The sequence below is a fragment of the Bradyrhizobium sp. Ash2021 genome (assembly GCF_031202265.1).
Classification (GTDB): domain Bacteria; phylum Pseudomonadota; class Alphaproteobacteria; order Rhizobiales; family Xanthobacteraceae; genus Bradyrhizobium.
On sequence record NZ_CP100604.1, the window covers coordinates 4654740 to 4673841 of the forward strand.

The window sequence follows — 19102 nt, forward strand, 5'->3', positions numbered from 1 at the left end:
GCGCCATGAGTCACAGTCCCGACGCGCTTGTGCTTGATTTCGTGGAATGGATCGCGGTCAGCCCGCGACGCTATTCCGAGGTGATGGAGGCGTGGAAGACAAGCTGTCCGCGCCTGACCATCTGGGAAGACGCCATCGATCAGGGGCTGGTGCAGCGCTGCCGCCTCGACGGCCAGCTATCGATTGAAGCCACCGACGCCGGTCGCGATCTGCTGGCGAAGACGCGGCAGGGATTGCAGCGCACGCACGCCGCAATGGCAGCCTCCGCCGGCGATTGATTATCGCGCCGCGTTGAACGCCGCAAAGCCGCGATCGAGATCGGCCTTCAGATCCTCGACATTCTCAAGCCCGATGTGGAGCCGCAGCGTCGGGCCGCCCGGCGCCCATTTGGTGGCCGTGCGATAGAGGTTGCAGTCGAAGGGAATGACGAGGCTTTCAAAACCGCCCCAGGAAAAGCCCATGCCGAACAATTTGACTGTGTCGAGCATGGCGTCGACCGCGTGCTGCGGCGCCGGTTTCAGGACGATGCTGAACAGGCCGGATGCGCCGGTGAAGTCGCGCTTCCAGATGGCGTGGCCGGGATCGGTTTCGAGGGCAGGGTGCAGCACCCGCATCACCTCCGGCCGCGTCGCGAGCCAGCGCGCCATCTCCAGGCCGGACTTGTGATGCTGCGCCAGCCGCACCGCAAGCGTGCGCATGCCGCGCAGCGCCAGGAATACGTCATCCGGCCCGGCGCAGACGCCGAGCAGCCGGATGCCTTCGGCCAGCTGCGGCCAGGCTTTCGCATTGGCCGAAATCGTGCCGAACATGATGTCGGAGTGGCCGCCGATATATTTGGTCGCGGCCTGCATGCTGATGTCGACGCCCTGATCGAGCGAGCGATGATAGAGCGGCGTCGCCCAGGTATTGTCGTCGATGACGAGCGCGCCGCGTGCATGCGCCACAGCGACGATGGCGGGGATGTCGGGCATCTCCAGGGATTGCGAGCCGGGCGCTTCGACCAGCACCGCTTTGGTATTCGGCTTGAATAATCGTTCGATGCCGCCGCCGATCAGCGGATCGAAATAGGTCGTCTCGACGCCAAAGCGGGCGAGCATGCCGTTGCAGAAATTCCGCGTGGGCCGATAGACGTTGTCACACACCAGGAGATGATCGCCGGCGCTGAGCACCGAGAGCAGCGTGGTGGTGATCGCAGCGAGGCCCGACGGCGCCAGGCCGACGCCGGCGCATTGCGGGCCCTCCAGCGCTATCAGCACGTCCTGCAGCGCCCGGGTGGTCGGGGTGCCGTGGCGCCCGTACTGGAACTCGCCGCGATGGGCGTGCAGGTCCTCCGCGGTCGGATACAGCACGGTGGAACCATGGAAGACCGCGGGATTGACAAACCCCTTCTGGGCCTTGGTGTCACGGCCCGCCGTCACCAGACGGGTTTCGGCCTTTTGCGGGTTGGACGGTCCGTCGTTCGAAAAACTCATGCGTTGCGTTACCCAAAGACGTTTTGCCGCAGCCGCTACGTGTCTCTCATAGGCCGCCTGGCGGCGGGGCCCGGCCGGTTTTGTTAATAACAAGACACAGAAGTCAGCCGTCAACCCCTTGACCCGGATCGCCAGTCGTTCTGTGATGCGTCGCAACTATCCAGTCGCGCACGTTGAGGGGCCTGCCGCGACCTTTGATCCATTGCTTGACCGAATCGCACGTCAAACTGCCGGTCAAATCTGCGTTTTCAGCAAGAGATCATGGGGTTGGCCCAATAGCGTCAGGCGAAAATTAACAGACGTTCCCGGACGACCCTTGAAAGGCCTTGCCCATGAAACGCGTATCTCTGGTTGTTACAATTGCCATCGCCGCCGGCCTTTCGGCCCAGGCTGCCTCGGCGCAAACCCTCAAGACGGTCAAGGACCGGGGCATGCTCTCCTGCGGCGTGAGCCAGGGATTGCCGGGTTTCTCGTCCCCGGACGACAAGGGCAACTGGACCGGGCTCGACGTTGATGTCTGCCGGGCAATTGCGGCGGCGGTCTTCAATGACGCGACCAAGGTCAAATTCGTGCCGTTGTCAGCGAAGGACCGCTTCACGGCGCTGCAGTCGGGTGAAATCGACGTGCTCTCGCGCAACACCACCTGGACGCTGTCGCGCGATACCTCGCTCGGCGCCAACTTCACCGGCGTGACCTATTATGACGGCCAGGGCTTTCTGGTGAAGAAGTCGCTGAAGGTGAATTCCGCGCTGGAATTGAACAGCGCATCGGTCTGTGTGCAGACCGGGACCACGACGGAACAGAATCTCGCCGACTACTTCAAGGGTAACAACATGAAGTATGAGGTGATCGCCTTCGGCACCGCCGACGAAACCGTCAAGGCCTATGAATCCGGACGTTGCGACGTCTTTACCTCCGATGTCTCGCAGCTTTATGCCGAACGCCTGAAGCTCGCCAATCCGGCCGACCACGCCGTGTTGCCCGAGGTGATCTCGAAGGAGCCGCTCGGGCCGATGGTCCGCCATGGCGACGATCAGTGGTTCGACATTGTGAAGTGGACGCTGTTTGCGATGGTCAACGCCGAAGAGCTCGGCGTAACCCAGAAGAACGTCGATGAAATGGCCAAATCCGACAAGCCGGATCTGAAGCGCGCCTTCGGCACCGACGGCAATCTCGGCGAACAGCTCGGGCTGACCAAGGACTGGGTGTCGCGCATCATCAAGGCGGTCGGCAATTACGGCGAGTCCTTCGACCGCAACGTCGGCGCCGGCTCCAAGCTCGGGATCGCCCGCGGTCTCAACCAGCTCTGGAACAAGGGCGGCATTCAGTACGCGCCGCCGATCCGCTGATCGCACCGCGCGAGCCGCGCGATGGCCATCGAACCCCGAAAACCGCCGCCGCAGTTTGTAGCCAAACTGCAGCGCGCGCTTGGGGGACGGGCGGGGTGGGGCGGCTTCGTCGTCCAGATCCTGTTCGTGGCGGTGTTGGCCTGGATCGCCTACGAAATCGTCGCCAATGCCCGCGCCAATCTGCAGGCGCAGCGGATCACCGCGGGCTTTGGCTTCCTGGCCAACACGGCCGGATTTGACGTCAGCCAGAACCTGATCCCGTATTCCGGATCGGATACCTACACGCGGGTTTTTCTGGTCGGTCTGCTCAACACGCTGCTGGTCTCGGTGATCGGCATTTTCTTCGCCACCTTGATCGGATTTATCGTCGCGCTTGGCCGGTTGTCGCCGAACTGGCTGTTTGCGCGCATCGCCGGCGGCTATGTCGAACTGGTGCGCAATCTGCCGCCCTTGTTCCAGATCCTGTTCTGGTATCTGGCGGTGCTCGCAGCCCTGCCCAATCCGCGGCAGAGTATCTCGATATTCGGCAGTTTCTTTCTCTCCAATCGTGGATTGGTGATTCCGAAACCGATCGGCAATCCCGGCTTCGAACCTTTCGTCATTGCCGTCGTGATTGCGATCGTGGCGGCGATTGGGTTGTGGCGTTATTCCCGCCGGGCGCTGTTCGAAAGCGGCAGGGTGATCAAGGTTTGGCCCTATGCGTTGGGCTTGTTGATCGGCCTGCCGCTGCTGACCGCGCTGATCTTTGGCGCACCGGTATCGTTTGAGGTACCTGTCCTCAAGGGGTTCAATTTTGCCGGCGGCTCGCGCGTCATTCCGGAATTCGTGGCGCTGACGCTGGCGCTGTCGACCTATACCGCGGCCTTCATCGCCGAGATCGTGCGCGCCGGCATCCAGTCCGTCCACAAGGGCCAGATGGAAGCCGGCTCTTCGCTGGGGCTGCAGCGCGGCTCGGTGCTGCGCCTGATCGTGATCCCGCAGGCCATGCGCGTGATCCTGCCGCCGCTCACCAACCAGTACCTCAACCTCACCAAGAACTCGTCGCTGGCGGTCGCGATCGGCTATCCCGACCTGGTTTCGGTGTTTGCGGGAACGACGCTGAGCCAGACCGGGCAGGCGATTGAAATCATCGGCATCACCATGGGCGTCTATCTTTTGATTTCGCTGATCACCAGCGCGATCATGAGCTTCTATGGTTGGCGGCTTGGCCGGAGCCTTGCGCCATGAGCGATATCATCGCGCCATCATTCGTCCGCCAGGACCTCGTTCCCGAACGCCCGGCGCCGGTGAAGACCACCGGCTTTGTCGGTTTCCTGCGCACGCGCCTGTTCAATTCACCGACCAACATCCTGATCACGGTCGTGAGCGTGCTTCTGCTCTGGTTCGTCGTCGTCCCCGCGCTGAGATTCCTGCTGATCGACGCGGTCTGGAGCGGGACGGACCGCAACGCCTGCCTCGCCGAAAATGTGGGGCACGCGGTCGGCGCGTGCTGGCCGTTCGTGCAGGCAAAACTCGGCCAGTTCATCTACGGATTCTATCCGGAGCCGGAGCGCTGGCGCGTGAATTTGACGTTCATTATGGCCGCGATCTTGCTGCTGCCGCTGTTGATTCCGCGGCTGCCGGCCAAGGGCCTCAACGCCTGCCTGTTTTTCCTCGCCTTTCCGGTCGTCGGCTTCTTCCTGCTGCATGGCGGCGGCCTCGACGGTCTTGGCGTGAGCTGGACCGCCGGCCTTCTATCCGGGTTCAACGACAGTATCGGTGAAGGCGGCAAGAAGCTCGCGGCTGCCGGCGAGGCGACCGCCGTGATCGGACCGTTGCTGTGGCTGCTCGGCAAACTGATCGTCCTGCTCAGCACCATGATTTCCTGGCTGATTTGGCCACTGACCTGGCTGCGCGACCAGATCCAGATGGCCGGCCGGCCGGTCTGGGCTGACTTTGCCGCCACCGCCATCATCGTTTCGACCGTGCTGTTTCTCCTCAGCGGCGGCGTTCGCAGCGGCTGGCGCGCGCTCATCGTCAGCCTTGCGATCTTTGCCGGCCTCGGAATCGTGATCGCGGTGATGGGCCTCGACCATGGCGGGCTAGCTGTCGTCGACACAAGGCTGTGGGGTGGCCTGCTGGTGACGCTGGTGGTGTCGGTGACCGGCATCGTCACGTCGATGCCGGTCGGCATCGCGTTGGCGCTCGGCCGGCGTTCGACCATCCCGCTGATCCGGATCTTTTCGATCGCCTTCATCGAATTCTGGCGCGGCGTGCCGCTGATCACGGTGCTGTTCTTTGCGACCTATATGCTGCCGCTGTTCGTGCCGACCGGCTTCACCATCGACGGATTGATGCGCGCCCTGATCGGGATTGCGCTGTTCGCCGGCGCCTATCAGGCCGAGGTGATCCGCGGCGGGCTGCAGGCAATCCCGCGCGGGCAGGGCGAGGCGGCAAGCGCGCTCGGCCTGTCCTGGTGGAAGACCACGGCGCTCATCGTAATGCCGCAGGCGCTGCGCCACGTCATCCCCGGCCTCGTCAACAGTTTCATCGCGCTGTTCAAGGATACCTCGCTGGTCTCGATTGTGGCGCTGTTCGACCTGCTCGGATCGCTCCGGGCTTCCTTCAGTGATCCCGTCTGGTCGACGCCGACGACGCTGTTCACCGGCTTTGCCTTCACCGGACTGATCTATTTTACCTTCTGCTTTGGCATGTCGCGTTACTCGCTGTTCGTCGAGAACCGGCTGAACGCACACCGTCGCAACTGAGTAAAACATCATGAGCGAGATCCCGATCGTCAGCATCAATGGCCTCAACAAGTGGTACGGCGATTTTCACGTGCTGCGCGACATCAACCTCGACGTCGGCAAGGGCGAGCGCATCGTGATCTGCGGCCCCTCAGGTTCGGGCAAATCGACCCTGATCCGCTGCATCAATGCGCTGGAGGAATTCCAGGAAGGCAAGATCGTGGTCGACAGCATCGATCTCGGGCCTAATCTGCGCCGGGTCGACGAAGTCCGGCGCGAGGTCGGCATGGTGTTCCAGAGCTTCAACCTGTTTCCGCATTTGACCGTGCTCGACAACTGCACGCTGGCGCCGATCTGGGTGCGCAACATCCCGAAGAAGGATGCCGAAGCCGCCGCGATGAAATATCTTGAGCGCGTCAAGATTCCGCACCAGGCCAACAAGTTTCCCGGCCAGATGTCGGGCGGCCAGCAGCAGCGCGTGGCGATTGCGCGCGCGCTGACCATGAACCCGAAGGTGATGCTGTTCGACGAACCGACTTCGGCGCTCGACCCTGAAATGGTCAAGGAAGTGCTCGACACCATGGTCGACCTTGCAAAAGAAGGCATGACCATGCTGGTCGTGACCCACGAAATGGGATTTGCGCGGGAAGTCGCCAACCGCATCGTGTTCATGGATGCCGGGCAGATCATCGAATCGAACACGCCCGGAAATTTCTTCGCCAATCCAGAGCACGAGCGGACGAAACTGTTCCTCAGCCAGATTTTGCGGTGACGATCACCAATTTTTTGGAAACGTGATCCATTTACTCGTCATGCCCGGGCTTGTCCCGGGCATCCACGTTCTTGCATCACACGCGAAAGAAAGACGTGGATGGCCGGGACAAGCCCGGCCATGACGTTGAAAGACGCAATTCTGCGCTCACACCTTCTCGAACGGCACCTCGATCTTGCTGCGCTTCTCCAGCCATTCCGGCACCGGCAGATTCTTCGAGCGCATGAATTCCGGATTGAACAGCTTTGTCTGATAGCGGTTGCCGGAATCAGCGAGGATGGTGACGATGGTCTTGCCGGGACCGAGCTGCTTGGCGAGCCGGATCGCGCCTGCGACGTTGATGCCGGTCGAGCCGCCGAGGCAAAGGCCTTCGTGCTCAAGCAGGTCGAAAATGACCGGCACGGCTTCCTCGTCCGGGATGAGGAAGGCATCATCGACCTCAGCAGTCTCGATCACGGGCGTGACGCGGTTGAGCCCGATGCCTTCCGTGATCGATCCGCCCGGCGTTACTTTGACCTGGCCGTGCTTGAACCATTCATACATCCCGGCGCCATGCGGATCGGCGCAGGCGACGACGATGCCCTTGTTCTTTTCCTTCAGGTAACGGCTGATGCCGGCGAGCGTGCCGCCGGTGCCGACCGAGCAGATGAAGCCGTCGAGCTTGCCGTTGGTCTGGTTCCAGATTTCCGGACCGGTCGATTCGTAATGCGCCTTGGCGTTATCGAGATTGTTCCATTGATCGGCGAACAGCACGCCATTCGGCTCGCTCTTGCGCAAGCGGTCGGCCAGCCTTTTGCCGACATGCTGGTAAGAGTTGGGATTGGCGTAAGGCAGCGCCGGCACTTCGACCAGTTCGGCGCCGCACAGCCGCAGCATGTCTTTCTTTTCCTGGCTTTGGGTTTCCGGAATCACGATCAAGGTCCGGTAACCCCGCGCGCTGGCGACGACCGCCAACCCAATTCCGGTATTACCCGCGGTCGATTCGACCACCAGGCCGCCGGGCTTGAGTTCGCCGCGCTTCTCGGCCTCAAGGATCATCCATTTGCCGGCGCGGTCCTTCACCGACTGGCCGGGATTCATGAATTCCGCCTTGCCGAGAATCGTGCAACCGGTCGCTTCGGATGCGTGTTTCAACTTGATGAGCGGTGTATTTCCGATCGCCTCGACGACGTCTTTATTGAAGGTCATGTCAGGGGAATCTTTGCCAGTCTGTGAAATCCGGCGCGACCCTAGAGCGCGAACAGCAAAAGTGGAAGCCTTTTGCAGTGCGGCGAAACTAGCTGGATTTCGCGAACACAACCTGGCGCACGTCGATATTTCCGGACAGGAAGCCGGCCTCGCAATACGCGAGGTAATATTCCCACAGCCGGCGAAACCGGTCGTCAAAACCTGATGGCATCAGATGCGGCCAGGCTGCGCGGAAATTGCTTCGCCAGATCGCGAGCGTCTTGGCATAATCTTGCCCGAAAATGCGCTCGCGGATGACGGGAACGCCGAACCGCTCGCCAAGTGACTTCAGGACCTGCGGCGAGGGCAGCATGCCGCCGGGGAAGACGTAGCGCTGGATGAAGTCGACTTCGCGCCGATAGGTCTGAAACAAACTGTCCTGAATGGTGATGGCCTGAATACCGGCGAGACCGCCGGGCAGCAGCCGGTCGCGTAACTGTGAAAAATATTTCGGCCAGAACTGCTCGCCGACCGCCTCGATCATCTCGATCGAAGCGATCCGGTCGTAGCGGTCGCGCTCGTCGCGATAGTCCTGCAGGCGGATCTCGACCTGGTCGTTGAGACCGGCTTTCTGAATGCGCGCTTGCGCAAAATCGCGCTGCTCCCGGCTGATCGTCAATCCCACCACCTTCGCGCCAAACGTCTTGGCGGCGAACTCGGCGAAGCCGCCCCATCCGCAGCCGATCTCCAAAAGCTTCTGGCCGGGCTGCAGGTCGATCGCTTCGGCAAGCCGGCGATATTTGTTGTTTTGCGCCGCCGTCAAATCCGCGGTGCCGTCCTCGAACAGGGCCGAGGAATAGGTCATGCTCGGATCGAGCCAGGCCGAATAGAAGGCGTTGCCGATGTCGTAATGGGCATAGATGTTACGCCGCGCCTGCCGCCGGGTGTTGCGGTTGAACCAGTGCCGGATGGTCTGCAAGGTGCGCACCAGCGGCTTGCCGACCAGAATCGTCTGCATCCAGTCCTGGTTGACGCAGAAGAGATAGAGAAATTGCGTCAGATCGGGCGTGTCCCATTCGCCGCGCAGATAGGCTTCCGCAATGCCGATGTCGCCGCTGCGGAGCAGCCGCGACGCAAAGCCGAAATCGTAGACCTTCATGGCGGCCGCCGGTCCCGGCCCGTTGCCGCCCAGTCTGACGGTGCGCCCGTCGGGCAGGGTCACTTCGAGGGTGCCGTGCCGCAGCTTCGCGCCGAAGCCAAGCGCGAGCCGGACCACGCGGGGCAACTCGGGGAGCACCGCGTCTACGGTTTCCGATGTGACCGAAATCAACTCGGGCATGGGCGATCCATCGAACGGCGGTTGACCCGGGCGTGCCACGGTCGATTGACCTGACTTCACTTCTTGCCGCGGGCAGACAGCGCCGCCGAAGTATAATGGTTGCTTTTGCGAATCGCCAAGCGGGTATTGGAGGCAGCGTTGTGACGCGGCACCAGCCGCACGCCCTTGAGCCAGAGCCGCAGCGCTTCCCAATGGATCGCCGCCACGATCTTCAGCGTCACCAGCGGCAGCGCGAATACCGATCGCAGCAACCCCGCCGTGTTCAGGGCGCGGCGGCGGCCATTGAAAGTTGCAGCGAGCAGGGGGCCGTCGCGGTCGGTTTCCAGGATCCGCAACCGGATGCTGTCCCCCCGGCGGCGAGACCCGGAAATGGTAGCGCATCGCCATCTCGATGAAGGGCGAGACGTAGAACAGTTTTTCCTGGCTTTGACGCACGCCGGCGTCTCTTCCTTCGTTCACGGGAAGCACGTATGCGTGGCGTTCGCCAAAGGTGTTGCGCACCTCTTAGATCAGCAGCGCCAGTTCGCCGTCGGCGCGGTAGCAGAAATACATCGACAACGGATTGAAGGTGTAACCGAGCAGCCGACGGTGACCGGATAGCATTTCGACAAGGTCCAGGCCGCGGCATTGCCGGCAATTCCCGTCCCAATAACCGCGACTCGCATTCCGCCCCCTCCGATGTGCCCCAAGATACGATCCGGGGCCCCCGGAGTTTCAAATCGGCCGCTGGCACGATTTCGCCAGGGAGGGACGGATTTCGACCACCGGAATAGGGGAAAACCCCCATGAAATCTTCGTAAGATTCCGCTACGTGCGGACGTCCCAACCTCGCTCCAAGGCCTGTGAAATAAGGGAAACTGAGTTTTTTCCGTCGAGATGTCGGTTTTGTCTGAACATTGCTGAAGGCTGGACGGGGCTGTCCGCGCCCTGATCCCACGGGTACTATGACAGTTCGGTTCCAACGGAAGCATCACCCCCGTGAACGGGTCGCAGGCCATCGAAACAAGCGTTCATCGCATGCCGCGTCGGGATTTGCCCGGTGGAGAACGGGTGTGAGCAAGGCCGTTCCGGGTGCTGCGGTCGACCGCTGGCTTGCCCGCATTCCCTGCGGCAGCCTGGTGCGATCGCTCGCGGTCCTTGGCCTTGTCGCCAGTTCCGCGGGCTGCATCCTGACCCAGGATATTCCCGATCCGGCGCTCGACGTTCCCGGCGGCTACAAGGCGGCCCGGCTGACGGCTGCGACCGATGCACTGCCGACGCTGGACTGGTGGCGCGGCTTTCGTTCGCCTGAACTGACCCAGTTGATGGAGGAAGCCCAGACGGTCAATCTGGATATCGCGGCCGCCACCGCGCGATTCGTCCAGGCCGACGCGCAAGCACGGATCGCGGGTGCGGCATTGCTGCCGAGCCTCAGTGGCGCCGGGCAGGAAGCCTATTCCCGCATCTCTGGCTCCAGCGCCAGCGGCTTGACCAATGGCGGCCGCGAGACCGTCAACTATTCGGCCTCGCTCAGCGCCAGTTATCAGCTGGATTTCTGGGGCCAGAACCGCGACGCCGCCCAGGCCGCCGAAGAGACCTCAGTCGCCAATCGATTCGATCGCGACGTGGTGGCGCTGACCACGTTGACGACGGTTGCCAATGCCTATTTCCAGGTGCTGGCCGCCCAGGACCGGATTCGAACCGCCGAACGCAATATCGCCAGTGCCACGCGCATTCTCAATGCCATCAAGGATCGGCTGAAAGCGGGGACGGGCACCGACCTCGATGTCGCGCAGCAGGAGGCCGTGCTCGCCAATCAGCGCGCGTCGGTGCCGCCGCTGCGGCAAACGCTCGACCAGAATATCAACGCGTTGGCGACGCTGGTGTCGCGGCCTCCTGAAGCCGTGCGCGTCGCCGGCGGCTCACTCAACCAGATCGCCATCCCCCGGGTCACGCCAGGCCTGCCGTCGGAATTGCTGACGCAGCGCCCGGATATCAGGCGGCAGGAAGCGCAGCTCGCCTCCGCGACGGCCAATGTCGGCAGCGCGCGCGCGCAATTTTTCCCGAGCATTCAGTTGACCGGGCAGGGCGGCTATCAAAGCTCGGCGTTGTCGGCGCTGTTCCAGCCGCACGCGGCGTTCTTCAGCCTGGTCGGCAGCGCGACCCAGCCGATCTTCGACGGCGGAAGGATCCTCGGCAATTTCGAATTCAACAAGGCGAGGCAGGATGAGCTGCTGCAGACCTATCGCAAGACCGTGGTCCAGTCTTTCGCCGACGTCGACACTGCGCTGATGTCGATCCGCCAGACCACCATCAAGCTGCGGCTGCAACGCGACGTACTGGCGGCCTCGAAGCGGGCCTTTGAATTGTCCGAGCAGCAGTTACGGGCCGGAACCGCCGACATCGTAACTGTGCTAAATACGCAACTGACGTTATTCCAGGCGGAGGATGTGCTGTGGCAGGCCCAATTGGCCCGGCTGCTCGCGATCGTCAGCCTGTATCAGGCGCTGGGGGGCGGCTGGGAGCCGAGAATGGAGAAGCCGGTCAATGCTCTTTAAGCCGGAACAAAAGGACGACACGAAAATCGGCGGTGCGCGCAAGCCGAGCTTGGTGTCGCGCATTCTCAAGCGCATGGTCTCGCTGACTGTGACCCTCGTGATCCTCGGCGGGCTCGGCTATATCGGCTGGCTCGCATTCCAGCAGAAAAAGCCGGCCGCCAACGGGCCAGGAGCTCGCCCCGATCTCCCGGTGCCGGTGCTGGCCGCGACGCCGCGCATCCAGGACGTCCCGGTTTATATCGACGGCGTCGGTTCGGTTCGCGCGCTCAACAACGTGATCGTGCGCGCCCAGGTCGACGGCAAACTGATCGCGGTAAACTTTGTCGAGGGGCAGGACGTCAAGAAGGGCGACGTGCTCGGCGAGATCGATCCCGTGTTGTACAAGGCGGCTTACGATCAGGCCGTCGCCAAGAAGGCGCAGGATGAAGCGCTGCTCGCCAACCAGCGAATCGATCTGGCGCGCTATCAGCAGCTCGCCACGTCAAATGCCGGGTCAAAGCAGCAGGCCGATACGCAGAAGGCGGTCGTCGCGCAGCAGGAAGCGCTGGTGAGATCCGACCAGGCTATGATCGACAATGCGACGGCTACGCTGGGCTATACCAAGATCGTCGCGCCGCTGTCGGGCCGCGCCGGTCTGCGTCAGGTCGACCAGGGCAATATCATCCACGCAGCGGATGCGACCGGTCTCGTCATCATCACCCAGTTGCAGCCGATCGCGGTGTGGTTCAGCCTGCCGCAGCAACAGATCGTGCGGGTCAACGCCGCCTCCGCCAAAGGCGTGCTCGCGGTCGATGTGTTCGGCAATGACGGGGTGACCGTTGTCGATACCGGCAAATTGACCGGCATCGACAATCAAGTCGATCCCACTACGGGCACGCTCAGGCTCAAGGCCGAATTCCCCAACGGCAATTTCCAGCTCTGGCCGGGGCAATTCGTCAATGTCCGCCTCAAGGTCGAGACGCTGCCGAAGGCGGTCGTGGTGCCGACGTCGGCGGTGCAGCGCGGCCCGGCGGGAACCTTCAGCTACGTGATCGGCGGCGACAATATCGTCACGGCGAAACCGGTCGTGGTGACGCAGCAGAACGAAACCGACGCCGTGATCGCGAGCGGGCTTTCGACCACCGACCGCGTGGTGACGACCGGCTTTGCCAATCTGTCCGACGGCGCCAAGGTCATCATCGGCAAGGACGAGCAGACGCCGGCCGCCGATCTCGCACCGAAAAAGAAACGCAGCAGCCGGGACGTCCAGGCCAAGGATGGCCAGACCAAAGACGGCCAAGCCAAAGACGGCCAAGCCAAAGACGGCCAAGCCAAGGATGGTCAAGGCGAGCGCCGCGGCAAGAAGGGCGAGGGCGATCAAAAAGCACAGACCGGGGCGGCACCGCCGGGGAGCGAGCCGCCGGGCGGCGCAGCGAAGTCGCAGTGACCGAAGCGTTCGCCGCCTGACAATCTGACCCTGCAGCCATGAGTACGCAAACATGAGCGTCTCTGAACCGTTCATCCGCCGGCCGATCGCGACCTCGCTTCTGGGGATCGCGCTGTTGATCGGTGGCGCGCTCGGCTACTGGGCGTTGCCGGTGTCGGCGCTGCCGCAGGTCGATTTTCCGACCGTGCAGGTGACGACGCAATTGCCGGGCGCCAGCCCCGACGTAATTGCGTCGCTGATCACAGCACCGCTGGAACGCCAGCTCGGACAGATACCGTCGCTGTCGACGATGCAGTCGACGAGTTCGTTCGGCGTTAGCCAGATTTCGCTGCAGTTCGATCTCAACCGCGACATCGACGGCGCCACCCAGGACGTGCAGGCCGCGATCAATGCCGCTGCCGGAATCCTGCCGAGAACCCTGCCGTACCCGCCGACCTACGCCAAGGTGAATCCGGCGGATGCGCCGGTGCTGACACTGGCGCTGACGTCGGAGACGATTTCGCTGCGCACCATGAGCGATATCGCCGACACGATCCTGGGCCAGCGCCTCAGCCAGATTTCCGGCGTCGGCCGCGTCGCGATATTGGGCGGTCTGAAGCCCGCGGTGCGGGTGCAGGCCGATCTGGCGCGGCTCGCGGCCTATGGCATCGCGATGGAGGACCTTCGCAACGCCATCGCCGGCGCCAATGTGTCGGGGCCGAAGGGCTCGCTCGACGGCGCGCAACAGGCCTACACCATTGCCGCCAACGATCAGATCGCGGCCGCCGAGGCCTACAAGCCGGTCATCATCGCCTATCGCAACGGCGCCCCCGTCACCATCGGCGACGTCGCCGTCATCGTCGACGGGCTGGAGAACGACCGCACCGGCGGCTGGTACCAGGGCACGCCGGCCGTGATCATCGATATCCAGCGGCAGCCGGGCGCCAATGTGATCGAGGTGGTCCGCCAGATCCTCGCCGAGATTCCCAAGGTGCAGCGCGCGATCCCGGCCGGCGTCAATCTGACCGTGGTCTCCGACCGCACCGTCACCATTCGCGCCTCCGTGCATGACGTGCAGTTCACGCTGATTCTCAGCGTGGTGCTGGTGACGCTGGTGGTGCTGTTGTTCCTGCGCTCGCTGCGCGCCACCCTGATCGCCGGCGTGGCGCTGCCACTGTCGCTGATCACGAGCTTCGGCATCATGTATTTCTCGGGCTTCAGCCTCGACAATCTGTCGTTGATGGCGCTGACGATCGGCACCGGTTTCGTGGTCGACGACGCGATCGTGATGATCGAGAACATCGTGCGCCATATGGAAGGCGGCGAATCCGTCATGGAGGCCTCGCTCAAGGGCGCCAGTGAAATCGGCTTTACCGTGATCTCGCTGACGGTGTCGCTGATCGCGGTGTTCATCCCGCTGTTGTTCATGTCCGGGCTGGTCGGACGCATGTTCCGCGAATTCGCGCTGACCCTGACCATCGCGGTGGTGACTTCGGCAATCGTCTCGCTGACGCTGACGCCGATGATGTGCTCGCGGCTGCTGAAGCATGTCGGCGAGGAGATGACGGTTCCCGGACTGGCGGCCGTCAGCCGCGGCATCGATCGCATGGTCGCGTTCTACCATCGCACGCTGCTGGTGGTGCTCCGGCACCAGCGCATGACCTTGCTGGTGACGTTCGCCACCATTGCCGCGACCCTGCTGATGTATGTGATTGCGCCGAAGGGTTTCCTGCCGCTGCAGGATACCGCGTCCATCACCGCGGTGACCGAGGCCGGTCCCGACGTTTCCTTCGCGGAGATGCAAAGCCGGCAGACCACCGCCGCGGCCGCCATCCAGTCTGATCCCGACGTCATCGGCGTCGTTTCCGTGATCGGCGCGGGGTCGGTCAACCCGACCACCAATGTCGGCCGCCTGGTCATGACGCTGCGACCGCGTGGCGAGCGGCGCGACGATGTTTCGGCCGTGATCGCGCGGTTGAAGCAAAAGACGGCATCGATTCCCGGCATGACCATCTATTTCCAGCCGGTGCAGGACGTGCAGATCTCGACCCAGTCCAGCCGCTCGCAATATCAGTATACGCTGACCGCGACCGACGCTGCCGAAGTGACGCTGTGGTCCAACAGACTGGTTGCCGAAATGCGCCGGGATCCGCTGTTCCGCGACGTCTCGTCGGAGGGCCAGGAGGGCGGCCTGCGCGCAGCGCTCGACATCAATCGCCAGCGCGCCGGGCAGCTCGGCGTCAACCTCCAGGGCGTCACCGACACCTTGAACGATGCGTTCGCGCAGCGGCAGATTTCGACCATCTACGGCCAGGCCAACCAGTATCGCGTGGTGCTGGAGGCGTTGCCGATGTACCAGCGCGACCCCAGCGTGCTGTCAAAGCTGTATCTGCCCGGCGCGGCCGGCGCCCAGGTGCCGCTGTCGGCGGTAGCGACCTTGACGCGGACCACCGCGCCGCTGGCAATTTCGCATCAGGCGCAGTTTCCGGCCGTCTCTCTCAGTTTCAACCTTGCGCCCGGCGAGTCATTGGGCGACGCGGTCGAAACCGTGAAGTCGATCGAGTCTCGGATCGGCATGCCCAGCAGCATCGTCGGCGTCTATGCCGGCGACGCGGCCGAGTTCTCGAAGTCGCTGGCCGGACAGCCGTGGCTGATTCTGGCGGCGATCGTCACCATTTATATCGTGCTCGGTGTGCTCTATGAGAGCTACATTCACCCGATCACCATTCTCTCGACGCTACCATCGGCCGGTGTCGGCGCCATTCTCGCGTTGATGCTGTTCGGCCAGGATCTCTCGGTGATCGGCCTGATCGGCATTATTCTTCTGATGGGCATCGTCAAGAAGAACGCGATCATGATGATCGACTTCGCGCTCGAAGCCGAACGGCACAAGGGCATGTCCGCGACGGACGCAATCGTGCAGGCCTGCCTGCTGCGCTTTCGCCCGATCATGATGACGACGCTGGCCGCCTTGTTCGGCGCGCTGCCGCTGGCGGTCCAGAGCGGCACCGGCGCCGAGCTGCGCTTCCCGCTGGGTATTTCCATCATCGGCGGGTTGCTGGTGAGCCAGTTGCTGACGCTCTACACAACGCCTGTGATCTATCTGGCGCTCGATCGCATCAACCGCCGCATCGAGAAGGCGGTGCCCGAGCCGGGACCCCAGGGGCCGCCCGTGGCGGGAGCCACCGAGGGGATGCAGTAATGGCATCGATCTCGGAGCCCTTCATTCGCCGGCCGGTAGGCACCACGCTGCTGGCGATCGGGCTCTTTCTGGTCGGCATCGTCGCCTACATCTTCCTGCCGGTCTCGGCGGTTCCCAATGTCGATTTTCCGATGATCCGGGTGTCCGCGACGCGTCCGGGTGCGGACCCTTCGGTGATGGCGTCAACGGTCGCAGCCCCGCTGGAGCGGCGCCTTGGCCAGATCGCCGGTATCGACCAGATCACCTCGACGAGTTCGCTCGGTAACACCAGCATCCAGTTGCAATTCGGGATCGGCCGCAACATCGACCGTGCCGCGCGCGACGTGCAGGCCGCGATCAACGCCTCGCTGGCCGATTTGCCGAGCGATCTGCCGTCGTTGCCGAAATTCCGCAAAGCCAACCCGGCGGCGGCGCCGGTTTTCGTGCTGGCGCTGACCTCGAAGACGCTGACGACAAGCGCCATGTATGACGCGGCCGACACCGTGATCGCGCAGCGCATCTCGCAGGTTCCGGGCGTCGGCGAAGTCACCGTCAGCGGTGCGGACCAGCCGGCGGTACGCATCGCACTCAATCCGGTCGCGCTGTCGAATGCGGGGATCGCGACCGACGACGTCCGGCTCGCGATCATCAATGCCAATCCGCTGGGGCCGGTGGGCATCTTCAACGGCGGGCGCCAGAGCGAGACGCTGTCGATCAACAAGCAGATGCGCACGGCGGCCGAATTCCGCGACATCATCGTCAAGAGTTCGGGCGGCAATTTCGTCCGGCTTTCCGATGTGGCGGAAGTGGAAGACGCGGTGCGCAACAGCCGCTCGATCGCCTGGTTCAACAGACAGCCGGCGGTGCTGATCCAGATCACCAAGCAGGGCGACGCCAACGTCATCGAAACCGTCGACCGCGTCCGCGCCTTGATCCCCGAGTTGAAGGAATGGCTTCCCGGGGGCGTGGAGATCTCGACGCTGGTCGATCGCACCGGAACCATCCGCGCCAGCGTCCAGGACATGCAGCTGACGCTGCTGGCGACCGCGTTCCTGGTGATGGTCGTGGTGTTCGCCTTCCTGCGCCGGCTGACGCCGACGATTGCGGCCGGCGTCTCGGTGCCGCTGGCGCTGGCCGGCACCTGCGCCGGCATGTGGCTGGCCGGATTCTCGATCGACAATCTGTCGCTGATGGCGCTGGCGATCTCCGTCGGCTTCGTGGTCGACGACGCCATCGTGATGATCGAGAACATGTACCGCAACCTCGAGCACGGCATGGCGCCGTTTGCGGCGGCGCTGGAAGGCGCCAAGCAGATCGGCTTCACCGTGCTGTCGATCAGCCTGTCGCTGATCGCCGCCTTCACGCCGCTGATCTTCATGGACGGGATCGTCGGCCGGCTGCTGCGCGAATTCTCGCTGACCCTGACCTTTGCCATCGTGGTCTCGACCGTGGTGTCGCTCACGATCACGCCGATGATCTGCGCCCATTACATCAAGGAGGCGACCTCCGACCATGCGACCTGGTTCGACCGGGTTGTCGAGGGCACGTTGTCGGGCATCGTTGCGTTCTACGCGCGGACGCTACGGGTGGTGCTGGGCTTTCCGTTGCTGACCCTGGTCGTGTTTTTTGCGACCATCGCGCTGACGGTGACGCTCTATATCAAGACCCCCAAGGGCTATTTCCCGGTCGACGACAGCGGTTTCGTGATCGGGGCGACACGCGCCTCCGCCGACATCTCGTTCCAGTCGATGCTGGGGCTGCAGCAGCAATTGGCCGACATCGTGATGGCGGATCCTGCGGTCGCCGGCGTCGGCTCCTCGCTCGGCAATGGCGGCGGCCCGGGCGGCAGCGGCTCCAACCGCGGCGTGATGTTCATCAGCCTGAAGCCGCCGGAGGAGCGGGGCGGGCTGTCGACCCAGCTCGTAATTGATCGTCTGCGCAAGAACCTGTTCATGGTTCCGGGGATCCGGCTGTTCATGTTCGCAGCACAGGATATCCGCGCCGGCGGACGGCAAAGTGATTCCGACTATCAATATACGCTGTCGAGCACCGATCTCGATCTCTTGCAGAAATGGGCGCCGATCGTAGCCAAGCGGATGGAGACGGTCGAGGGCATCACCGACGTTTCCTCTGACCGCGATCCCGGCGGGCTGCAGCTCAATCTGGTGATCGACCGCAAGACCGCTTCAAGTCTCGGCGTACGCGTGCAGGATATCGACAACGCCTTGAACAACGCGTTCTCGCAGCGGCAGATTTCGATCGTCTATACCCAGCGCAACCAGTACATGGTGATCCTGGAGATCGACCCGAAATTCCAGAACGATCCGTCCAACCTGGACCGTATCTACGTCGCCGGCGCCAACGACGTCCAGGTGCCGCTATCGGCCGTGGTTCACACCCTGCGCGGGCTGTCGGCGCTGGCGGTGTTTCATTCGCAATCGTTTCCATCGACCACGGTGTCGTTCAACCTGTTGCCCGACGTGCCGCTGGAGGTCGCGACGTCGAATATCCAGCGCGCGGTCGAAGAGCTGCATATGCCCGAAGGTATTCGCGGCAGCTTTGATGGCAACGCCGGCGATTTCAACAAATCCAGCGGCAACATGCCGCTGCTGATCCTCGGCGCGCTGGTGGCAATGTATATCGTGCTCGGGGTGCTCTATGAGAGCCTGGCCCATCCCCTGACCATCATCTCGACGCTGCCGTCGGCCGGTCTTGGCGCGCTGCTGGCGCTGCAGGTGACCAACACACCGCTGACCATCATCGCCTTCGTCGGCATCATCCTCTTGATCGGGATCGTCAAGAAGAACGGCATCATGATCGTGGATTTTGCGCTCGACGCCGAGCGCCACCGCAATCTGTCGTCGGCGGACGCCATTTTCGAGGCGTGCAGCGCCCGGTTCCGACCGATCCTGATGACGACCATGGCGGCGTTGTTTGCCGGCATTCCGCTGGCGATTGCCACCGGCCCCGGCACCGAGCTGCGCCGGCCGCTCGGCATCACCATCATCGGCGGCCTGTTCGTCTCGCAGATCCTGACGCTGTACACGACGCCCGTGATCTATCTCCTGATTGACCGGCTCAGGCGGCGATCCGAACCGGCGGCGCTGGCGGCGCCGGCGGAATAAGGCGGCTCTAGTTGAATTGTTGGCCCCAA

At 63.1% G+C, this 19102-nt stretch carries 13 protein-coding genes and 1 pseudogene; 9 read left to right on the top strand and 5 right to left on the bottom strand.

Annotation, left to right across the window (positions count from 1 at the left end; genetic code table 11):
* Window positions 1-5: 5 nt before the first annotated feature.
* Window positions 6-278, top strand: coding sequence for a hypothetical protein (locus NL528_RS22220; RefSeq protein ID WP_309184782.1), 273 nt, complete (start codon window positions 6-8; stop codon window positions 276-278).
* Here NL528_RS22220 and metC read toward each other — a convergent pair whose 3' ends face one another.
* Complete coding sequence (gene metC, locus NL528_RS22225; RefSeq protein WP_309184783.1) at window positions 279-1472, bottom strand: cystathionine beta-lyase; 1194 nt, start codon at window positions 1470-1472, stop codon at window positions 279-281.
* 332 nt (window positions 1473-1804) lie between these two features.
* Between metC and NL528_RS22230 the strand changes: the two genes are divergently transcribed.
* The 4 genes from NL528_RS22230 to NL528_RS22245 are packed head-to-tail and all read left to right on the top strand — an operon-like array spanning window position 1805 to window position 6319.
* Window positions 1805-2821, top strand: coding sequence for an amino acid ABC transporter substrate-binding protein (locus NL528_RS22230; protein WP_309184784.1), 1017 nt, complete (start codon window positions 1805-1807; stop codon window positions 2819-2821).
* Between the two features lie 21 nt (window positions 2822-2842).
* On the top strand, window positions 2843-4048 hold the full coding sequence (locus tag NL528_RS22235; RefSeq protein WP_309184785.1) for an ABC transporter permease subunit: 1206 nt from the start codon (window positions 2843-2845) through the stop codon (window positions 4046-4048).
* A complete protein-coding gene (locus NL528_RS22240; RefSeq protein WP_309184786.1) occupies window positions 4045-5568 on the top strand; it encodes an amino acid ABC transporter permease in 1524 nt (507 codons plus the stop codon). The genes NL528_RS22235 and NL528_RS22240 overlap by 4 nt, the downstream gene beginning before the upstream one ends.
* A gap of 10 nt (window positions 5569-5578) precedes the next feature.
* Window positions 5579-6319, top strand: coding sequence for an amino acid ABC transporter ATP-binding protein (locus NL528_RS22245; RefSeq protein WP_309184787.1), 741 nt, complete (start codon window positions 5579-5581; stop codon window positions 6317-6319).
* 147 nt (window positions 6320-6466) lie between these two features.
* Here the strand turns inward: NL528_RS22245 and NL528_RS22250 are convergent, their stop codons facing one another.
* The 4 genes and pseudogenes from NL528_RS22250 to NL528_RS47160 form a co-directional block, all read right to left on the bottom strand.
* Window positions 6467-7507: a cysteine synthase A gene (locus tag NL528_RS22250; protein WP_309184789.1), complete on the bottom strand. Its 1041-nt coding sequence runs from the start codon at window positions 7505-7507 to the stop codon at window positions 6467-6469.
* Window positions 7508-7595: 88 nt separating this feature from the next.
* On the bottom strand, window positions 7596-8825 hold the full coding sequence (locus NL528_RS22255; RefSeq protein WP_309184790.1) for a cyclopropane-fatty-acyl-phospholipid synthase family protein: 1230 nt from the start codon (window positions 8823-8825) through the stop codon (window positions 7596-7598).
* Between the two features lie 56 nt (window positions 8826-8881).
* Window positions 8882-9160: a DUF1365 family protein gene (locus NL528_RS47155; protein ID WP_375144068.1), complete on the bottom strand. Its 279-nt coding sequence runs from the start codon at window positions 9158-9160 to the stop codon at window positions 8882-8884.
* A 76-nt stretch (window positions 9161-9236) separates the two neighbouring features.
* Window positions 9237-9428, bottom strand: a pseudogene (locus NL528_RS47160) (DUF1365 family protein); the annotation flags it as partial.
* Between the two features lie 341 nt (window positions 9429-9769).
* Here NL528_RS47160 and NL528_RS22265 point away from each other — a divergent pair.
* From NL528_RS22265 to NL528_RS22280, 4 genes are read left to right on the top strand one after another with little or no spacing between them, the layout of a single operon-like run.
* Complete coding sequence (locus tag NL528_RS22265) at window positions 9770-11362, top strand: efflux transporter outer membrane subunit (protein ID WP_375143883.1); 1593 nt, start codon at window positions 9770-9772, stop codon at window positions 11360-11362.
* Window positions 11352-12788: an efflux RND transporter periplasmic adaptor subunit gene (locus NL528_RS22270; RefSeq protein ID WP_309176605.1), complete on the top strand. Its 1437-nt coding sequence runs from the start codon at window positions 11352-11354 to the stop codon at window positions 12786-12788. The genes NL528_RS22265 and NL528_RS22270 overlap by 11 nt, the downstream gene beginning before the upstream one ends.
* A 52-nt stretch (window positions 12789-12840) precedes the next feature.
* Window positions 12841-15969, top strand: coding sequence for an efflux RND transporter permease subunit (locus tag NL528_RS22275; protein WP_309176607.1), 3129 nt, complete (start codon window positions 12841-12843; stop codon window positions 15967-15969).
* Window positions 15969-19073, top strand: coding sequence for an efflux RND transporter permease subunit (locus tag NL528_RS22280; RefSeq protein ID WP_309176608.1), 3105 nt, complete (start codon window positions 15969-15971; stop codon window positions 19071-19073). The genes NL528_RS22275 and NL528_RS22280 overlap by 1 nt, the downstream gene beginning before the upstream one ends.
* Window positions 19074-19102 lie beyond the last annotated feature (29 nt).

Excerpts from the sequence above, each read along its gene's own strand:
- NL528_RS22220 (WP_309184782.1), top strand. The coding sequence starts at position 6 with ATGAGTCACAGTCCCGACGCGCTTGTGCTTGATTTCGTGGAATGGATC.
- metC (WP_309184783.1), bottom strand. The coding sequence starts at position 1,472 with ATGAGTTTTTCGAACGACGGACCGTCCAACCCGCAAAAGGCCGAAACC.
- NL528_RS22230 (WP_309184784.1), top strand. The coding sequence starts at position 1,805 with ATGAAACGCGTATCTCTGGTTGTTACAATTGCCATCGCCGCCGGCCTT.
- NL528_RS22235 (WP_309184785.1), top strand. The coding sequence starts at position 2,843 with ATGGCCATCGAACCCCGAAAACCGCCGCCGCAGTTTGTAGCCAAACTG.
- NL528_RS22240 (WP_309184786.1), top strand. The coding sequence starts at position 4,045 with ATGAGCGATATCATCGCGCCATCATTCGTCCGCCAGGACCTCGTTCCC.
- NL528_RS22245 (WP_309184787.1), top strand. The coding sequence starts at position 5,579 with ATGAGCGAGATCCCGATCGTCAGCATCAATGGCCTCAACAAGTGGTAC.
- NL528_RS22250 (WP_309184789.1), bottom strand. The coding sequence starts at position 7,507 with ATGACCTTCAATAAAGACGTCGTCGAGGCGATCGGAAATACACCGCTC.
- NL528_RS22255 (WP_309184790.1), bottom strand. The coding sequence starts at position 8,825 with ATGCCCGAGTTGATTTCGGTCACATCGGAAACCGTAGACGCGGTGCTC.
- NL528_RS22265 (WP_375143883.1), top strand. The coding sequence starts at position 9,770 with ATGACAGTTCGGTTCCAACGGAAGCATCACCCCCGTGAACGGGTCGCA.
- NL528_RS22270 (WP_309176605.1), top strand. The coding sequence starts at position 11,352 with ATGCTCTTTAAGCCGGAACAAAAGGACGACACGAAAATCGGCGGTGCG.
- NL528_RS22275 (WP_309176607.1), top strand. The coding sequence starts at position 12,841 with ATGAGCGTCTCTGAACCGTTCATCCGCCGGCCGATCGCGACCTCGCTT.
- NL528_RS22280 (WP_309176608.1), top strand. The coding sequence starts at position 15,969 with ATGGCATCGATCTCGGAGCCCTTCATTCGCCGGCCGGTAGGCACCACG.